The sequence below is a fragment of the Enterobacter cloacae complex sp. 418I7 genome, from assembly GCF_050030705.1.
In the GTDB taxonomy this organism is placed as follows: domain Bacteria; phylum Pseudomonadota; class Gammaproteobacteria; order Enterobacterales; family Enterobacteriaceae; genus Enterobacter; species Enterobacter intestinihominis.
Window position 1 is genome coordinate 1,069,983 of the sequence record NZ_JBLGUU010000001.1, and the last position, 15,313, is coordinate 1,085,295.

Here is a 15,313-nt window from a genome sequence, read left to right on the forward strand (position 1 = left end):
TGGTGACGATCAAAGTCTTTACCGCCACCGTTTACCATGGCATGTTGACTAAAATTGTGAGCGCTTCGCAAAGAGGTTGATATGTCTTCCACATTGCCGCTGACCCTCAGCGCAATTCTGGCTCGTCGTGACTGGGAAAACCCGGGCGTGACGCAGTGGAATCGTCTGGCCGCACACGCGCCTTTTCATAGCTGGCGCGATGAAACCCTCGCCCGGGAGGATAAGCCTTCGCTGAGCGAGCGTCTGCTTAACGGCATCTGGCGATTCAGCTTTTTCCCGGCACCAGAGCAGGTGCCCGAGGCATGGGTAACGGACGATCTGTCTGATGCCGTTGAGATGCCCGTGCCGTCGAACTGGCAGATGGAGGGATTCGATACCCCCATCTACACCAACGTCACCTATCCGATAAATGTGAACCCGCCCTATGTACCGGCTGAAAACCCAACCGGTTGTTACTCGCTCACATTTGAGATGGATGATGCCTGGCTGCTCAGCGGGCAAACCCGCATTATCTTTGATGGGGTGAATTCAGCTTTTCATCTGTGGTGTAACGGCCAGTGGATGGGCTATTCCCAGGACAGCCGTCTGCCTGCGGAGTTCGACCTCAGCGCGGTGCTGCGACCGGGGCAGAACCGCCTGGCGGTGATGGTGTTACGCTGGTGCGACGGAAGCTACCTGGAAGATCAGGACATGTGGCGGATGAGCGGCATTTTCCGTGACGTCTCGCTGCTGCACAAGCCGGAAACGCAGATTGCCGATTATCAGATCGTGACTGATCTGAATGCCGAATGCGATCGGGCGCTGCTCCGGGTTGACGTTGCGCTGGAAGGCTTACGCTATGCCGAATGCGAGGTGGCGTTTACCCTGTGGCGTAACGGCGAAGCCTGCGCGCAAATCACGCAACAGCCCGGATCGGCCATCGTGGACGAACGCGGCAGTTGGGCGGAGCGGCTCACGGTGGCGATACCCGTGAACAATCCCGCGCTGTGGAGCGCTGAAACACCGGAACGCTATCGTTTGACCATGTCGCTTCGGGATGTGCAGGGCAACATGCTGGAGACTGAAGCCTGCGATGTCGGTTTCAGACGCGTCGAAATCAGCAACGGTCTGCTGAAGCTTAACGGCAAACCGCTGCTGATCCGCGGCGTGAACCGTCATGAACATCATCCTGAGAAGGGGCAGGTGATGGATGAGGCGACCATGCGCCGCGACATCCAACTGATGAAGCAGCATAACTTCAATGCCGTGCGCTGCTCGCATTATCCGAATCACCCTCTGTGGTACACGCTTTGCGATCGCTACGGCCTGTACGTGGTCGATGAGGCGAATATTGAAACCCATGGCATGGTGCCGATGAGCCGCCTGGCGGACGATCCGCGCTGGCTGCCTGCCATGAGCGAACGCGTCACGCGTATGGTGCAGCGGGACCGGAATCATCCGTCCATCATCATCTGGTCCCTGGGGAATGAGTCCGGGCATGGGGCGAATCACGATGCGCTGTACCGCTGGCTGAAAACCACCGATCCCACGCGGCCGGTGCAGTACGAAGGCGGGGGGGCCAGTACGGCGGCAACTGATATTATTTGCCCGATGTATGCCCGCGTCGATCAGGATCAGCCGTTCCCGGCGGTGCCAAAGTGGTCGATTAAAAAGTGGATTGGTATGCCGGACGAAACCCGTCCGCTGATCCTGTGCGAGTATGCCCACGCGATGGGTAACAGCTTTGGCGGCTTTGCCAGCTACTGGCAGGCATTCCGCAGCCATCCCCGGTTGCAGGGCGGCTTTGTCTGGGACTGGGTCGATCAGGCACTGACGAAAAAAGCGGAAGACGGCACGGCATTCTGGGCCTACGGCGGCGATTTTGGCGATAAGCCCAACGATCGTCAGTTCTGCCTCAACGGGCTGGTGTTTCCCGATCGCACCCCGCATCCCGCCCTTTACGAGGCACAGCGTGCCCAGCAGTTCTTTACCTTTACGCTGGTGAGCACTGCTCCGCTGCTCGTCGATATCCAGAGCGATTATCTGTTCCGTCATACTGACAACGAGAGTCTGCGATGGTCGGTGGCGCGTGACGGTGTGGTGTTGGCTTCCGGCGAAATAACCCTTTCTGTTGCGCCCCAGGGGACACAGCGCGTGGAGATCCCGCAGCCTGAACTTGTCGCTGAGCCGGGCGAGGTCTGGCTCAACGTGGAGATCGTTCAGCCGCAGGCCACGCCGTGGTCGCCGTCCGGCCACCGTTGTGCCTGGGATCAGTGGCCGCTCCCGGCTCCGCTGTACCTTACGCCACCGAAAGCAGGCGGAACCCCTCCGCAGTTAACGGTGCGGGACGAGGTGCTGGACATCACTCATCAGCAGCAGCGCTGGCAGTTTAGCCGTCTCACCGGCAACCTGACCCAGTGGTGGAACGCGGGCGCTGAAACGCTCCGTTCCCCGCTAACGGATAACTTTACCCGGGCGCCGCTGGATAATGACATTGGCGTCAGCGAGGCGACCCGCATCGATCCGAACGCGTGGGTGGAACGCTGGAAAGCGGCAGGGATGTATGAGATATCCTCGCGCCTTATCCAGTGTGAAGCGGAACAGCATGCCCGTGAGGTGGTGGTGACCACGCAGCACGTCTGGGAGCATCAGGGTAAAGCGCTGTTTATCAGCTACAAGGTCTGGCGGATTGATGACCACGGGTTACTGCACGGTGATGTGCAGGTGACGGTGGCGTCTGACATTCCTGAACCCGCTCGCGTGGGCCTGAGCGTTATGCTGGCGGATATCCCGCAAACGGTGCGCTGGCTGGGGCTGGGCCCGCTGGAGAATTATCCGGACAGAAAACTGGCGGCGCAGCAGGGGCGCTGGGCGTTACCGCTGGACGCCATGCAGACGCCGTATATCTTCCCGACGGAGAACGGTTTACGCTGCGACACCCGTGAGCTGACGTTTGGCTCACATCACTTCCAGGGACAGTTCCATTTCTCCCTGAGCCGTTACAGCCAGCAGCAACTGCATACGACAACGCATCACCATTTGCTACGGGAAGAGGATGGCTGCTGGTTGAATCTTGATGCCTTCCACATGGGCGTGGGGGGGGACGACTCATGGAGCCCGAGCGTAGCTCCCGCCTTCATTCTGCAAAACCGTAGGCTGCGCTACACGTTTAGCTGGCAGCAGAACGGCTGAGCTGAAACGTGCGGCCACTGCCGTGGCCGCACGTAACACCGCGTAATGGGTTTATTTCCTGAGGTTGTGCTCGGCCCAGCGAATGAAATCTTCTTTAGGCAGCGCCTTGCTGAAATACCAGCCCTGTCCGTACTGCACGCCGTGGCGATGCAACCATTCGAGCTGCCCTTCAGTTTCAATGCCTTCTGCGACCATCGCCAGCTTAAGCGATTTGGCCATTTCGATGATGTGGGGAGTCACGTTCTTATACTCCAGCGCGTCCACAAAGGATTTATCAATCTTCAGGGTATCGACATCAAGATCCTGCAAATAGCTCAGGCTGGAGTAACCCGTACCAAAATCATCAATGTAGATGGCATGCCCGGAGCGCCGAAACGCAGCGATGGCAGGGGCGCTGACGGCAGGATCGGCAAAGCCGCGCTCGGTCAATTCAAGGGCGATCTGGCGCGGGTGGACGCCCCATTTGTTGAGCAATTGACTCAGCAGGCGAGGCAGCTCGGGGGACGTTAAATCGGATGGTGCAAGGTTGACAGAAATGTGCAGTTCCGGGTGATGATGCAGCCAGGCACCTAAATCCTCAAACACCTTATTCACCACCAGCTGTGTCAGCGTTGAAATAAGCCCCGTCTGCTCCGCCAGGGGAACAAAGAGATTAGGCGACAGGTCACTGCCATCTGGCTGCGGCCAGCGCATCAGCGCTTCTGCACCCACCAGTTTTCCACTGCATAGCGCCACAATGGGCTGATAGTAAACCTCGATCTCCCGGTTGTTGATCGCGTCGATCAGCCGGTTACGCGGGGAAAGCAAACGGCGGAGGATGCGAAGCACAATAAGGGCTGCAACCAGGCTTATCAGTATGCCTGCCGGTAGCCAGATGATCAGCTGCTGATGCCAGGATGCCGCGAGCGGTTTTAACGATGCCCAGGCAATAACCGTAAGCCCCAGTTCTGGCACCGGTTTCAACACGTACATCGAGCCGTTGTATTGCACGCGCTTAACGTCCTGCTGCTCCTTAACGACAGAAAGAATATACGGGTCGAGAATATTGCTTCTGGCAAATATCCGATGGGTTTCGCTGCCCACCAGGGCGGCATCCATCGAAATGTCACCGAACGGGACAACATCCACAAGCGACGCCGGATCGACCATTACCAGATAATGTCCTTTCCCCAGAACGGCCATATAACGGTGAATGCCGAGGTCGTTTTGCGAGGTGAGCCACGCGCTATATCCGTCTGCGGTGATCCGCATCGGGGGCGGTAAGATCGCCGTATTACTGGATTGTTCCAGAGAGGAGCAGAGCGGCTTCAGGTTATCGATATACATCACTTCCTGAATATAGCGCCATGAGAACGCGACACGACGCATTTCGCGTAAGTGCGGAGGAGTGCAGGGCGGGGCGTTGAACAACTGTAGGTGCGTGAGCGCCTGTTTTGCCTGCGCAACGACTCTGTCGGTACGGATCAGGACGCGCGAGGCATATCTGTCCAGTGCATCCACAAATTTCGCCTCTGCCTGACGATGCGCCAGCCAGATACTGAGGCACACAGGGACCAGCACAGAGAAGATCAGTACGCCTGTCACCAGGCTGACCAGATGTCGGGTTCGCATGCTGCTGTATCCTTTCCATATGCCCGACCAGGGCATGGAGTTTGCGCGCCAGATGAAAAATTTTTTATCGCTAAATGATATAGTTATAGCATGTAACAGTCTCTGGCAGTATTTGAAAAAACCTTTCAAAAACAGGCTGTGCGTCACAGGGGTTGTTTTTGCAGCAAAGCTCAGATAGTATTTTGTTATGTTATAACAATACATGAAGGCCAGAGATGAAACCGAATATCCATCCAACCTATCGCACCGTTGTGTTTCACGACACCACGGCTAATGAATATTTTAAAGTTGGCTCAACGATTAAGACAGACCGTGAAATTGAACTTGAGGGGAAAACGTATCCCTACGTTACTCTTGATGTCTCCTCTAAATCACATCCGTTTTATACCGGGAAGCAGAAGACCTTCTCGACGGATGGCAGCGCGGCACGCTTCCGCAAGCGTTTTGGTGGCTTTCTTGATGCGAAGCGAGGCTAATCATGCAGGTGCTTAACTCATTGCGCAGTGCAAAACAGCGTCACCCGGATTGCCAGATAGTCAAACGCAAGGGACGCTTATACGTGATTTGCAAATCTAACCCGCGCTTTAAGGCGGTGCAGGGGCGTAAAAAAAGACGCTAGAGGCGCGTTTCTCGCCAGCTTTCCAGGGATCTTTTCTGTTTGCCATCGACGGTAAAATTGTCGGTGGCAAGCCAGCTTTCAAACGCGCTCGCCAGCGCTGACCACTCTTTGTCGAGAATTGAAAACCAGTCGGTGTCCCGGTTTCGGCCTTTAATGACCAGCGCCTGGCGAAAACGCCCTTCAAACTGAAACCCAAGACGCAGGGCCGCTTTGCGGGAGGGTTCGTTCAGGCTGTTGCACTTCCATTCATAACGTCGGTAGCCCAGGGTATCGAACACGTACCGCATCAGCAGATACTGCGCTTCTGTCGACATGGGCGTGCGGCTTAACAGTGACGAGAAGTGAACATGTCCCACTTCTACAACGCCGTTTTTAGGATCGATCCGCATAAGGGACAGCGTCCCGACAGGAGATTGGGTCTGGTTATCGATAACGCTAAAGTGGATGGGATCGGATAATTTGCTCACGCTCGCCACCCATTCGGCAAACTCTTCTGCGGTGGCATCGGGTTCACGCAGCAGCCACGTCCAGCTTCGGGTATCTCCGGCCAGGGAATACGCAGAGAACAACGCGTGGGCATGCTCCACGCGCAGCGGCTCAAGCCGACAATAGCGACCCTGAAGTACCACCCGGGACGGGTGCGGGCGAGGCTGCCAGTCGGTAAGGCTTTCCCCTACAGGTTGTCCAAACTCATTGAATACACTCATCTTTATTTCCACGATGTTGAAAAGATCTCCAGATTAGTGAATTACTGGTTCCTTAAAAAGAACCACCAGGCTATGTTTTTCTGGTACCACGAGGAGGTAAAGATGAATATACCGGGTGATGAGCTATACACCCTGCTCCATGCTGCGCTGAAAAAACGTGGGGAAGAAACGCTCCAGCGCGCGCTCTACCTTGCTTTGCGGGAGGCCATACTGTGCGGAAGGCTTCGGTCCGGCAGTCATTTGCCCGGCTCGCGAACGCTGGCGCAGCAGATCTCGGTGTCACGAAACACCGTTAATGCGGCGCTGGACCAGCTCACGCTCGAAGGTTATTTGCTGCGTAGCCGCCAGGGTACGCGGGTGGGGCAATTCGCTCATCGTACGATTGCCCGGACATTACCGGACCCGGACGTCAGGCTGACAAAACGTGTTGCCCTGCTGCCCGCGCCTGTGCCGCGCGACACTCCGGTGATGGCATTTACGCCAGGAACGCCTGCCATCAACTATTTCCCCTTGCCGCTGTGGCGGCGGTTATACGATCGCGTCCTGCGCGAGGAGGGGAGCGCCCTGTTAGGGTATGGCGACCCGGCCGGCGAGCCGACGCTACGGGCCGCCATTGCCCGCCATCTTGCGCTCTCCCGCGGCATTGACTGCGATGCCAGCCAGATTGTGATAACCGAAGGGGCACTGGAGGGCGTCAATCTGTGCACGATGCTGTTAAGCGAGCCGGGGGATGTCGCCTGGGTTGAAAATCCCGGCTATAGCGGCGCTAAAAGCGCTTTCGTCAAAACCGGCCTGGCGATGAGCGGCATACCGGTTGATGACGAGGGGATGTGCTGGGAAGGGTTGTGTGCGCCTTCACCCACGCTGATTTTTACCTCGCCATCGCATCAGTTCCCTTACGGAAGCGTGCTCAGCGCGCGGCGGCGTCTGGCGCTGCTGGAACTGGCCCGGCAGCACAGCGCGTGGATCATTGAGGACGATTACGACAGCGAATTCCGTTATGCCGGTGAGCCCGTACCGGCGATGCTGGGAATGGTCAACAATGCGCCCGTTGTGTATCTGGGGACGTTCAGCAAAACGCTGTTTCCGTCGCTCAGAATGGGGTTCATGGTATTACCGCCAGCGCTGGCGAAGGCGGCGCGTCCGGCCATCGGCTCGCTGCTGCGCGGCGGGCATCGCGCTGAACAGCGCACCCTGGCGCTATTTATTGAGGAAGGCCACTATGCGCGACATCTTGCCGCCATGCGCCGACTTTATCGTAAGCGATACCGCCAGCTGCGGGAGGTGCTAAGCGCAGAGCTTCATACGCCGCACCGTGTTCTTGCCGGAGAAGGAGGGATGCACCTGGCGCTGGCGATTGACGGTATCGACGACCAGCGGCTGGTGGAGCAGGCAAGAGCGTTTCAGCTGGCACCCGCTGCACTGAGCGGGTACTACCTTGAGACGACGCAGGGGCAAACCGGTCTGGTTTTAGGTTACGGCAATACCTCTGCTTCGCAGTTTGCGCCGGGTATTCGACGTCTTCAGGCGCTCATTACACAGCAGCGGGGCGGGAAAGGGTAAAGACATCATAAAAAGAGAGCTGGCCCTTGGTGATGACCATTTTCTGCAACTTCTCTTTTTGCCCGGCTTCGACAGCCGGCGAGTGCAGGATGCTGTCGATCAGCTCCTTCGGCACGTAACGCGTGTTGTACCACTCCCCGTTGTAGCAGACGCGGAAATCGAGTACGTCGATATCTTCATACCGGTAACGCGGATTGACGTCGAAAAAGAAAAACGCGTTAAACACCACGAACAGCAGAACCAGCAGCCAGACGGAATCGACCAGCGTTTCAGACTTCAGCATGACGATAAGCGTTGCCAGCCAGGCGGCGTACATGGCGACGAACAATCCGGGATGTTTGCGAATAAAGCTGATGCTAAAGCGCGGACGATTGTCGCGCTTTTCGCGGGTATTGAGCTCGTCGATGGTGGCGGTAAGCAGGCGCTGTATCTCTGTCATTTTTTGCCTTTATGATTGTTAAAAATACAGGTGATCTGCCTATTTTATGAGAGGGGTTTATGCGATGAAAGTAACAGTTATGCCAGGAAAAAGCATAACAGTTACTCAGGATGCGCTTAGATCATTTTAATGATTTTCGCCGTATTCCCGCCCACTACCGCATTGGCCGGCACGTCTTTGGTCACTACCGCGCCGGAAGCGATAACCGCATTATCGCCAATGGTCACGCCCGGATTAATCACCGCGCGTCCGCCGATCCAGACGTTATGGCCTATGGTGACCGATTTACCGTACTCCAGCCCGCTGTTACGTTCGGTCGCGTCCAAAGGATGCGTGGCCGTATAAATGTGCACCCCCGGTGCGAGCATACAGTTATCGCCAATGCGGATAGGGCAGACGTCCAGCATGACGCAGTCGAAGTTGGCGTAAAAATTGTTGCCCAGATAGATGTTATAGCCGTAGTCGCAGCGGAAGCTCGGCTCAATATAAGCGCCTTCGCTTTGACCCAGCAGGTCAGCTAATAAGGCGCGACGTTCGGCCTTCTCATCGGGTGCGGTATGGTTATAGCGGTGAACAATATGACGAGCGCGTAAACGGTCAGCCCTCAGCGTGTCATCGCCGGGGCGATAATATTCACCGGCAATCATCTTCTGTTTTTCTTCACTCATGGGAACCTCTCTGGAATCGTTTTACGTAGCGTAAAGAGGATTAGCCAGAAAGGGAACGTTCCCTAAAAGTGGCTGTGACAGGAGTCACAACATTCTTGCGTATAAATACGTTTTATACGGGGACCTGGCGTTTGCACTTGAAGCGTAATACGAAAGGTAAATTCAGCTTAACAACGGGCGTAGTGCCTTAAAGTCTCTCTTCAACGACTAACGAACAAATTTCCATACCGAAGAGGGGATCTTGTCATAGAGTTTATTCATGGTCAGTTCAGCAAGACGATGGTCGGCAGCTGAATAAAATACCGCCAGTTCATTATCAGACAGCTCGTATTTATTTTTCTCAATAACACGCTCGAGCGTGTCAATTGACTGACAGCGTCGCAGGCGCATCAAATAATCGACTTTAGTTAATGGTTTATCAGACATAAAATTCACCTTAGTATTTGTAATAATTTTAACAGGAAAGACTAACCGGATTAGCTCTGCTGACATTCGTGAAACAGCGAAATAGACGGTTTCCTGATTTACGCCATTTCTGCAAATCCTGTGCGTTAATGCCGTAGCTGCTGAACAACATAAAGGTGTCGTCCAGGTATTCATCAATTTGCTCTATCAACTTATTATCTTCATTGTACTTAATTTTATAATTAAGTGCGAAGGTTGCGATATGCTCGATCAGCTCATTAAGCTGTAAATTGATAGCAGACGTTGGATCGTTCACCCAGCCATGGTTACTTTCTTCAAGATTGGCAAGGCAGTCATGGTACAAGGATTCGCAGAGAAATTTCAACTGCGCGATATCATGCCTTTTTGGCGAGTACTCGTCCATAGCGCATCCCCTTCTGAGTGATTTTTTACTCACCGAACATCATGTCGGGATGGATACAACTTGCTTAGCCACACGGGAGCTGTGTTCCTGATAACTCTAACTATAAGCCACTCTGATCAGGATTTCACCGCGCTATTACGAAAAATTACAATTAAAACGTTTCCTTGCGAGCGCTTACGCAAATGTGACCTCAGACGCGAACACTTTTATCGAGAGAAACCCTTTTTTTAATCCGTTCCTTAAGATTCATTGAGTTAGCGCAATGTTTCAATTGAAGTCCGGATTAAGATGTCTTCGGCATTTACGATGATTTAGGATTTGTCCGAATATTTTAGGCGATGAATTGATATAAAAAGAATGCTGAATTCTACGATTAGCTTATCGGATTATTATGATAAGTCTTATCAGGACGGGTGAAAATAAATAAAACGACAATAAGACTATTTTATGAATTTTTCTGAAAATGAAAAAGGCCGCAAATGCGGCCTTTTTATCATGTGAAACCGGTATCAGTGATGTTCTACCGAATGATTGTGCTCCACATCTTCATTTTTGCGGCTAAAGCGGCGACGTACCACCACGAAGAACACCGGTACAAAGAAGATGGCGAGAACGGTCGCAGTGACCATACCACCCATTACACCGGTACCTACCGCGTTCTGTGCGCCGGAGCCTGCGCCTGAGCTGATAACCAGCGGCATAACGCCGAGGATAAACGCCAGGGACGTCATCAGGATTGGACGCAGACGCATACGAACGGCTTCAAGCGTTGCTTCAATCAGGCCTTTACCTTCTTTCTCCATCAGATCTTTGGCGAATTCGACGATAAGTATCGCGTTCTTCGCCGACAAGCCAATGGTTGTCAGCAGGCCCACCTGGAAGTAAACGTCGTTAGTCAGCCCACGGAAGGTTGCGGCAAGCAGCGCACCGATAACCCCCAGCGGAACCACGAGCATAACGGAGAACGGAATCGACCAGCTCTCATACAATGCCGCCAGACACAGGAACACCACAATCAGTGAAATGGCGTACAGGGCAGGGGCCTGGTTACCGGACAGACGTTCCTGATAGGACATACCGGTCCAGTCGTAGCCAATACCCGCAGGCAGTTTGCTGGCCAACTCTTCCATCAGGTTCATGGCTTCACCGGTGCTTCGGCCCGGCGCCGCCTGACCGAGGATCTCCATCGATGGCAAGCCGTTATAACGCTCCAGACGCGGCGAACCGTATTCCCAGCGCGAAGTTGAGAAGGCGGAGAACGGCACCATCTGGCCATCGCTGCCGCGAACGTACCAGTTGTTGATATCGTTCGGCAGCATACGGTATTGCGCTTCGGACATGACGTAAACTTTCTTCACGCGACCACGGTCGATGAAGTCGTTGACGTAGCTGCCACCCCAGGCTGCACCCAGCGTGGTATTGATGTCACTGATGGACACACCCAGCGCCTGTGCTTTTTCCTGGTCGATATCGATCTTGTACTGCGGCGTATCTTCCAGACCGTTAGGACGCACGCCCACCAGCAGGTCAGGGTGTTTAGCCACCTCGCCAAATAGCTGGTTACGCGCCTGAGTCAGTTTTTCGTGGCCCAGACCGCCCTGGTCAATCAGCTGGAAGTCGAAGCCGGTCGCCGTACCCAGTTCAACAATCGCTGGCAGGTTAAAGGCGAAGACCATCGCATCTTTAATCTGTGAGAAGGTACCCATGGCCCGGTTGGTAATGGCTTCAACTTTGTTCTCATCACCCGGGCGTTCGGACCAGTCTTTCAGAGAAACGAAGGCAATACCGGTGTTCTGACCACGACCCGCGAAGCCAAAGCCGTTAACCGCAAACACGGATTCGACGTTGTCTTTCTCTTTGGTCAGGAAGTAGTCGGTCATCTCATCCAGCACTTTTTGCGTACGTTCTTGCGTCGCACCCGCCGGAAGCTGAGCCATGCTCAGGAACACGCCCTGGTCTTCATCTGGCAGGAACGAGCTTGGCAGACGAACAAACAGGAAAGCCATGCCCACCACGATGATGATATAGAGCAGCAGATAACGACCGGTGCTGCGCAGGATGTTCCCCACGCTGTCGGTGTAGTGATGCGTACTCTTATCAAACATGCGGTTAAACCAGCCGAAGAACCCTTTGTGCTCGCCGTGGCCACCTTTCTTAATCGGCTTCAGCATGGTCGCACACAGGGCTGGCGTCAGGATCAGGGCTACCAGCACCGACAGCGCCATCGCGGAAACGATGGTAATAGAGAACTGACGGTAAATCGCACCGGTTGAACCCCCGAAGAAGGCCATCGGGATAAATACCGCAGACAGAACCATCGCGATACCGACCAGCGCGCCCTGGATCTGGCCCATTGATTTACGGGTTGCTTCCTTCGGCGGCAGGCCTTCTTCCGCCATCACACGCTCAACGTTTTCGACCACTACGATGGCGTCATCCACCAGCAGGCCGATGGCGAGCACCATCCCGAACATCGTCAGGGTGTTTATCGAATAGCCAAATATCGCCAGAACCGCGAAGGTGCCGAGCAGTACAACCGGCACGGCGATGGTTGGGATCAGCGTTGCGCGGAAGTTTTGCAGGAACAGGTACATTACCAGGAAGACGAGGATGATCGCCTCAACCAGGGTTTTTACCACTTCGTGAATCGAAATTTTAACGAACGGCGTGGTGTCATACGGGTAAACAATTTTCAGACCTGACGGGAAGAAAGGTTCCATCTTCTTCAGTTCTGCACGGATAGCCGTCGCGGTGTCCAGGGCGTTCGCCCCAGTCGCCAGTTTGATACCTAAACCGGAAGCCGGTTTACCGTTGAACTTCGCAATAACGTCGTAGTTCTCGCCACCCAGCTCCACTTTCGCCACGTCACGCAGGCGAACCTGCGAACCGTCCTGATTCACCTTCAGCAGAATTTTACTGAACTCATCCGCCGAGGTCAGACGCGTTTGCGCGATGATAGACGCATTAAGCTGCTGGCCTTTCACCGGCGGCGTGCCGCCTAACTGACCGGCTGCAACCTGGGCGTTTTGCGCTTTAATTGCGCTGATCACGTCAACCGGGGTCAGCTGGAAGTTGTTCAGCTTATTCGGATCCATCCAGATACGCATCGCGTACTGTGAACCGAACAGCTGAACGTCACCCACACCAGACGTACGGCTGATGGCGTCCTTCATGTTGGCGCCCACGTAGTCGGAAATATCTTCCTGCGTCATGGTGCCATCGGTGTTAATCACGCCGACAACCATCAGGAAGCTACTGGACGATTTCTCGACGCTCACACCCTGTTGTTGCACTTCCTGCGGCAGCAGGGGCATCGCCAGCTGCAGTTTGTTCTGCACCTGAACCTGCGCAATGTCCGCATCCGTACCTGATTCAAAGGTCAGGGTAATCTGAACTGTACCGGTTGAGTCACTGTTTGAGGACATGTACATCAGGTTATCGATACCGTTCATATTCTGTTCGATAACCTGCGTAACGGTGTCCTGCACCGTTTTGGCATCAGCGCCCGGGTAGGTTGCGGAGATCGTCACTGCCGGCGGCGCAATCGTTGGATATTGCGCAACAGGCAGCTTCAGGATCGCAAGTCCCCCGGCCAGCATGATGATAATGGCGATCACCCACGCAAATATGGGGCGATCGATAAAGAAATTAGGCATGTCTTAACGGCTCCTGTTTAAGTTAAGACTTGGTTTGTTCTGACTGGCCAGCGGCCGATGCTTGTTGTTTGTCGTCAGATTTCACTTCCTGAGCTTTGACCTGCGCGCCAGGACGAACTTTTTGCAAACCAGTAATAATCACGCGATCGCCATCTTTCAGACCTTCCGTTACCAGCCACTTGTCGCCAATCGCCTGCGTTGCAGTGATATTGCGTGTTTCGACTTTGTTATCGGCACCCACAACCAGCGCGCTCGCATCGCCGCGTGGCGTACGGGTCACACCTTGCTGCGGAACCAGAATGGCGCTTGGGTTAGTCCCTTCTTCAAGACGGGCGCGTACGAACATACCCGGCAGCAGGGTTTTATCCGGATTCGGGAAAATAGCCCGGATGGTGATAGAGCCGGTGGTCTGATCGACGGTCACATCAGAAAATTCCAGTGTGCCTGTCTGTGAGAACTTGATACCGTCGTTGGTAACCAGTTCAACTTTGGCTTTACCGTTTTCCTGTTTCAGTTGTCCGCTGGCAAGCTCCTGTTTGAGACGCAGGAAATCGTTGCTGGACTGTGTAACGTCAACGTAGATCGGGTCAAGCTGCTGCACGGTGGCCAGCGCGTTGGTTTGACCGTTCTGCACCAGCGCACCTTCGGTGACGGCTGATTTACCAATACGACCGCTGATAGGGGAGGTCACTTTGGTGTAGGCGAGGTTAATACGCGCGGTTTCTACCGCCGCTTTCGCCGCCACAACGGCTGCATTGGCTTGCTGTGCATCGGCCAGGGCAGAATCGTAATCCTGTTGGCTGATGTACTGCGTGCCGAGCAGTTTCTTGTAACGATTCAACGTCAGTTGCGAAATTTTGGCTGCCGCTTCTGCTTTCGCCAGATCGCCTTTAGCGCTCTCATAAGACGCCTGATAGGTTGCTGGATCAATCTGATAAAGAGACTCACCTGCTTTCACATCACCGCCTTCGGTGAAGTTACGTTTCAGGATGATACCGCTCACCTGCGGACGTACTTCTGCAATGCGATAGGCGCTGGTGCGGCCCGGTAGTTCTGTTGTCATCTGGAGAGGTTCGGATTTGAGCGTCACGACGCCAACTTCTGGCACCTGCTGAGCTCCTTGTTGAGCCTCTTTGTCGTCACATCCTGTAAGCGCTAAGCTGCCTGAGAGCATCAGAACGACCGCCAGAGGCGTTAACCCTCTGTTTTTGTTCATATGTAAACCTCGAGTGTCCGATTTCAAATTGATCAAGGGTCCTGAGTCTAAAAACCCATTGCTGCGTTTATATTATCGTCATGCTATGGTACATACATTCATAAATGTATGTAAATCTGACTCCTGTAAATTCATCAACGTATGGCACGAAAAACCAAACAACAAGCGCTGGAAACCCGACAACACATTCTGGATGTGGCAATGCGTTTGTTCTCACAGCAGGGTGTTTCGGCAACCTCGCTGGCGCAGATTGCTCAGGCCGCGGGCGTCACGCGGGGAGCGATTTACTGGCATTTTAAAGACAAGTCAGATCTGTTTGGTGAAATCTGGGAGCTTTCAGAGTCCAGCATCAGCGATCTTGAGAGTGAGTATCGGGCAAAATTCCCTCACGATCCACTCTCAGTATTAAGAGAAATATTAGTATATATCCTTGAAGCGACTGTTGTGGAAGAACGCCGACGTCTGATGATGGAAATCATCTTCCATAAATGTGAGTTTGTTGGCGAAATGGCGGTGGTTCAACAGGCGCAGCGCGACCTGTGTCTGGAAAGCTACGATCGCATCGAGCAAGTTCTTAAGGAATGTATGCAGGCCGACATGCTTCCCGCTACGCTGTTAACGCGCCGGGCGGCGATCCTGATGCGCAGCTATATTTCCGGCCTGATGGAAAACTGGCTTTTCGCCCCGCAGTCGTTCGATCTGAAATCAGAGGCGCGCAGCTACGTCGCGATTTTCCTGGAGATGTGCCAGCTTTGCCCGACCCTCCGCAGCGAGGGAGCGCCGCTTACTGCCTGAATCTTTCCAGGAAATGTCTTAGAGGATTACCTTCCCGCT

The 15,313-nt window shown here is 54.3% G+C and carries 13 protein-coding genes; 5 read left to right on the forward strand and 8 right to left on the reverse strand.

Annotation, left to right across the window (positions count from 1 at the left end; all coding sequences use genetic code 11):
- Nucleotides 1-81 precede the first annotated feature (81 nt).
- Nucleotides 82-3,171: a beta-galactosidase gene (locus ACQG0S_RS05100; RefSeq protein ID WP_048966167.1), complete on the forward strand. Its 3,090-nt coding sequence runs from the start codon at nucleotides 82-84 to the stop codon at nucleotides 3,169-3,171.
- Between the two features lie 51 nt (nucleotides 3,172-3,222).
- On the opposite strand, the gene ACQG0S_RS05105 is transcribed toward ACQG0S_RS05100, so the two are convergent.
- The gene (locus tag ACQG0S_RS05105) at nucleotides 3,223-4,782 is read right to left on the reverse strand and encodes an EAL domain-containing protein (RefSeq protein ID WP_038415524.1); all 1,560 of its coding nucleotides are present in this window, start codon (nucleotides 4,780-4,782) and stop codon (nucleotides 3,223-3,225) included.
- Between the two features lie 215 nt (nucleotides 4,783-4,997).
- On the opposite strand from ACQG0S_RS05105, the gene ACQG0S_RS05110 reads away from it, so the two are divergent.
- Both ACQG0S_RS05110 and ykgO read left to right on the forward strand, forming a co-directional pair.
- On the forward strand, nucleotides 4,998-5,258 hold the full coding sequence (locus ACQG0S_RS05110) for a type B 50S ribosomal protein L31 (protein WP_015571255.1): 261 nt from the start codon (nucleotides 4,998-5,000) through the stop codon (nucleotides 5,256-5,258).
- A 2-nt stretch (nucleotides 5,259-5,260) separates the two neighbouring features.
- Complete coding sequence (ykgO, locus tag ACQG0S_RS05115) at nucleotides 5,261-5,401, forward strand: type B 50S ribosomal protein L36 (RefSeq protein WP_003859006.1); 141 nt, start codon at nucleotides 5,261-5,263, stop codon at nucleotides 5,399-5,401.
- On the opposite strand, the gene ACQG0S_RS05120 is transcribed toward ykgO, so the two are convergent.
- Nucleotides 5,398-6,108 carry a GNAT family N-acetyltransferase gene (locus ACQG0S_RS05120; RefSeq protein ID WP_048966166.1) on the reverse strand — a complete coding sequence of 237 codons (711 nt, stop codon included), beginning with the start codon at nucleotides 6,106-6,108 and terminating at the stop codon, nucleotides 5,398-5,400. The genes ykgO and ACQG0S_RS05120 overlap by 4 nt on opposite strands.
- Nucleotides 6,109-6,210: 102 nt before the next feature.
- Here ACQG0S_RS05120 and ACQG0S_RS05125 point away from each other — a divergent pair, with 102 nt between their 5' ends.
- Entirely contained in the window at nucleotides 6,211-7,671 is a 1,461-nt protein-coding gene (locus ACQG0S_RS05125) for a PLP-dependent aminotransferase family protein (protein ID WP_023299463.1), read from the forward strand.
- Here the strand turns inward: ACQG0S_RS05125 and ACQG0S_RS05130 are convergent.
- The 6 genes from ACQG0S_RS05130 to acrA form a co-directional block, all read right to left on the reverse strand.
- Nucleotides 7,643-8,110 carry a YlaC family protein gene (locus tag ACQG0S_RS05130; protein ID WP_048966010.1) on the reverse strand — a complete coding sequence of 156 codons (468 nt, stop codon included), beginning with the start codon at nucleotides 8,108-8,110 and terminating at the stop codon, nucleotides 7,643-7,645. The two genes, ACQG0S_RS05125 and ACQG0S_RS05130, sit on opposite strands and share 29 nt — an antisense overlap.
- A 116-nt stretch (nucleotides 8,111-8,226) precedes the next feature.
- Nucleotides 8,227-8,778, reverse strand: coding sequence for a maltose O-acetyltransferase (gene maa, locus ACQG0S_RS05135; protein ID WP_048966011.1), 552 nt, complete (start codon nucleotides 8,776-8,778; stop codon nucleotides 8,227-8,229).
- A gap of 207 nt (nucleotides 8,779-8,985) precedes the next feature.
- Entirely contained in the window at nucleotides 8,986-9,204 is a 219-nt protein-coding gene (locus tag ACQG0S_RS05140; protein ID WP_015571250.1) for an HHA domain-containing protein, read from the reverse strand.
- 28 nt (nucleotides 9,205-9,232) lie between these two features.
- On the reverse strand, nucleotides 9,233-9,607 hold the full coding sequence (tomB, locus tag ACQG0S_RS05145) for an Hha toxicity modulator TomB (RefSeq protein WP_006809850.1): 375 nt from the start codon (nucleotides 9,605-9,607) through the stop codon (nucleotides 9,233-9,235).
- Nucleotides 9,608-10,116: 509 nt separating this feature from the next.
- Entirely contained in the window at nucleotides 10,117-13,263 is a 3,147-nt protein-coding gene (acrB, locus tag ACQG0S_RS05150; RefSeq protein WP_023299464.1) for a multidrug efflux RND transporter permease subunit AcrB, read from the reverse strand.
- A 22-nt stretch (nucleotides 13,264-13,285) separates the two neighbouring features.
- A complete protein-coding gene (acrA, locus tag ACQG0S_RS05155; RefSeq protein WP_022647272.1) occupies nucleotides 13,286-14,479 on the reverse strand; it encodes a multidrug efflux RND transporter periplasmic adaptor subunit AcrA in 1,194 nt (397 codons plus the stop codon).
- A gap of 141 nt (nucleotides 14,480-14,620) precedes the next feature.
- Here acrA and acrR point away from each other — a divergent pair, with 141 nt between their 5' ends.
- On the forward strand, nucleotides 14,621-15,274 hold the full coding sequence (gene acrR / locus ACQG0S_RS05160; protein ID WP_032624732.1) for a multidrug efflux transporter transcriptional repressor AcrR: 654 nt from the start codon (nucleotides 14,621-14,623) through the stop codon (nucleotides 15,272-15,274).
- Nucleotides 15,275-15,313 lie beyond the last annotated feature (39 nt).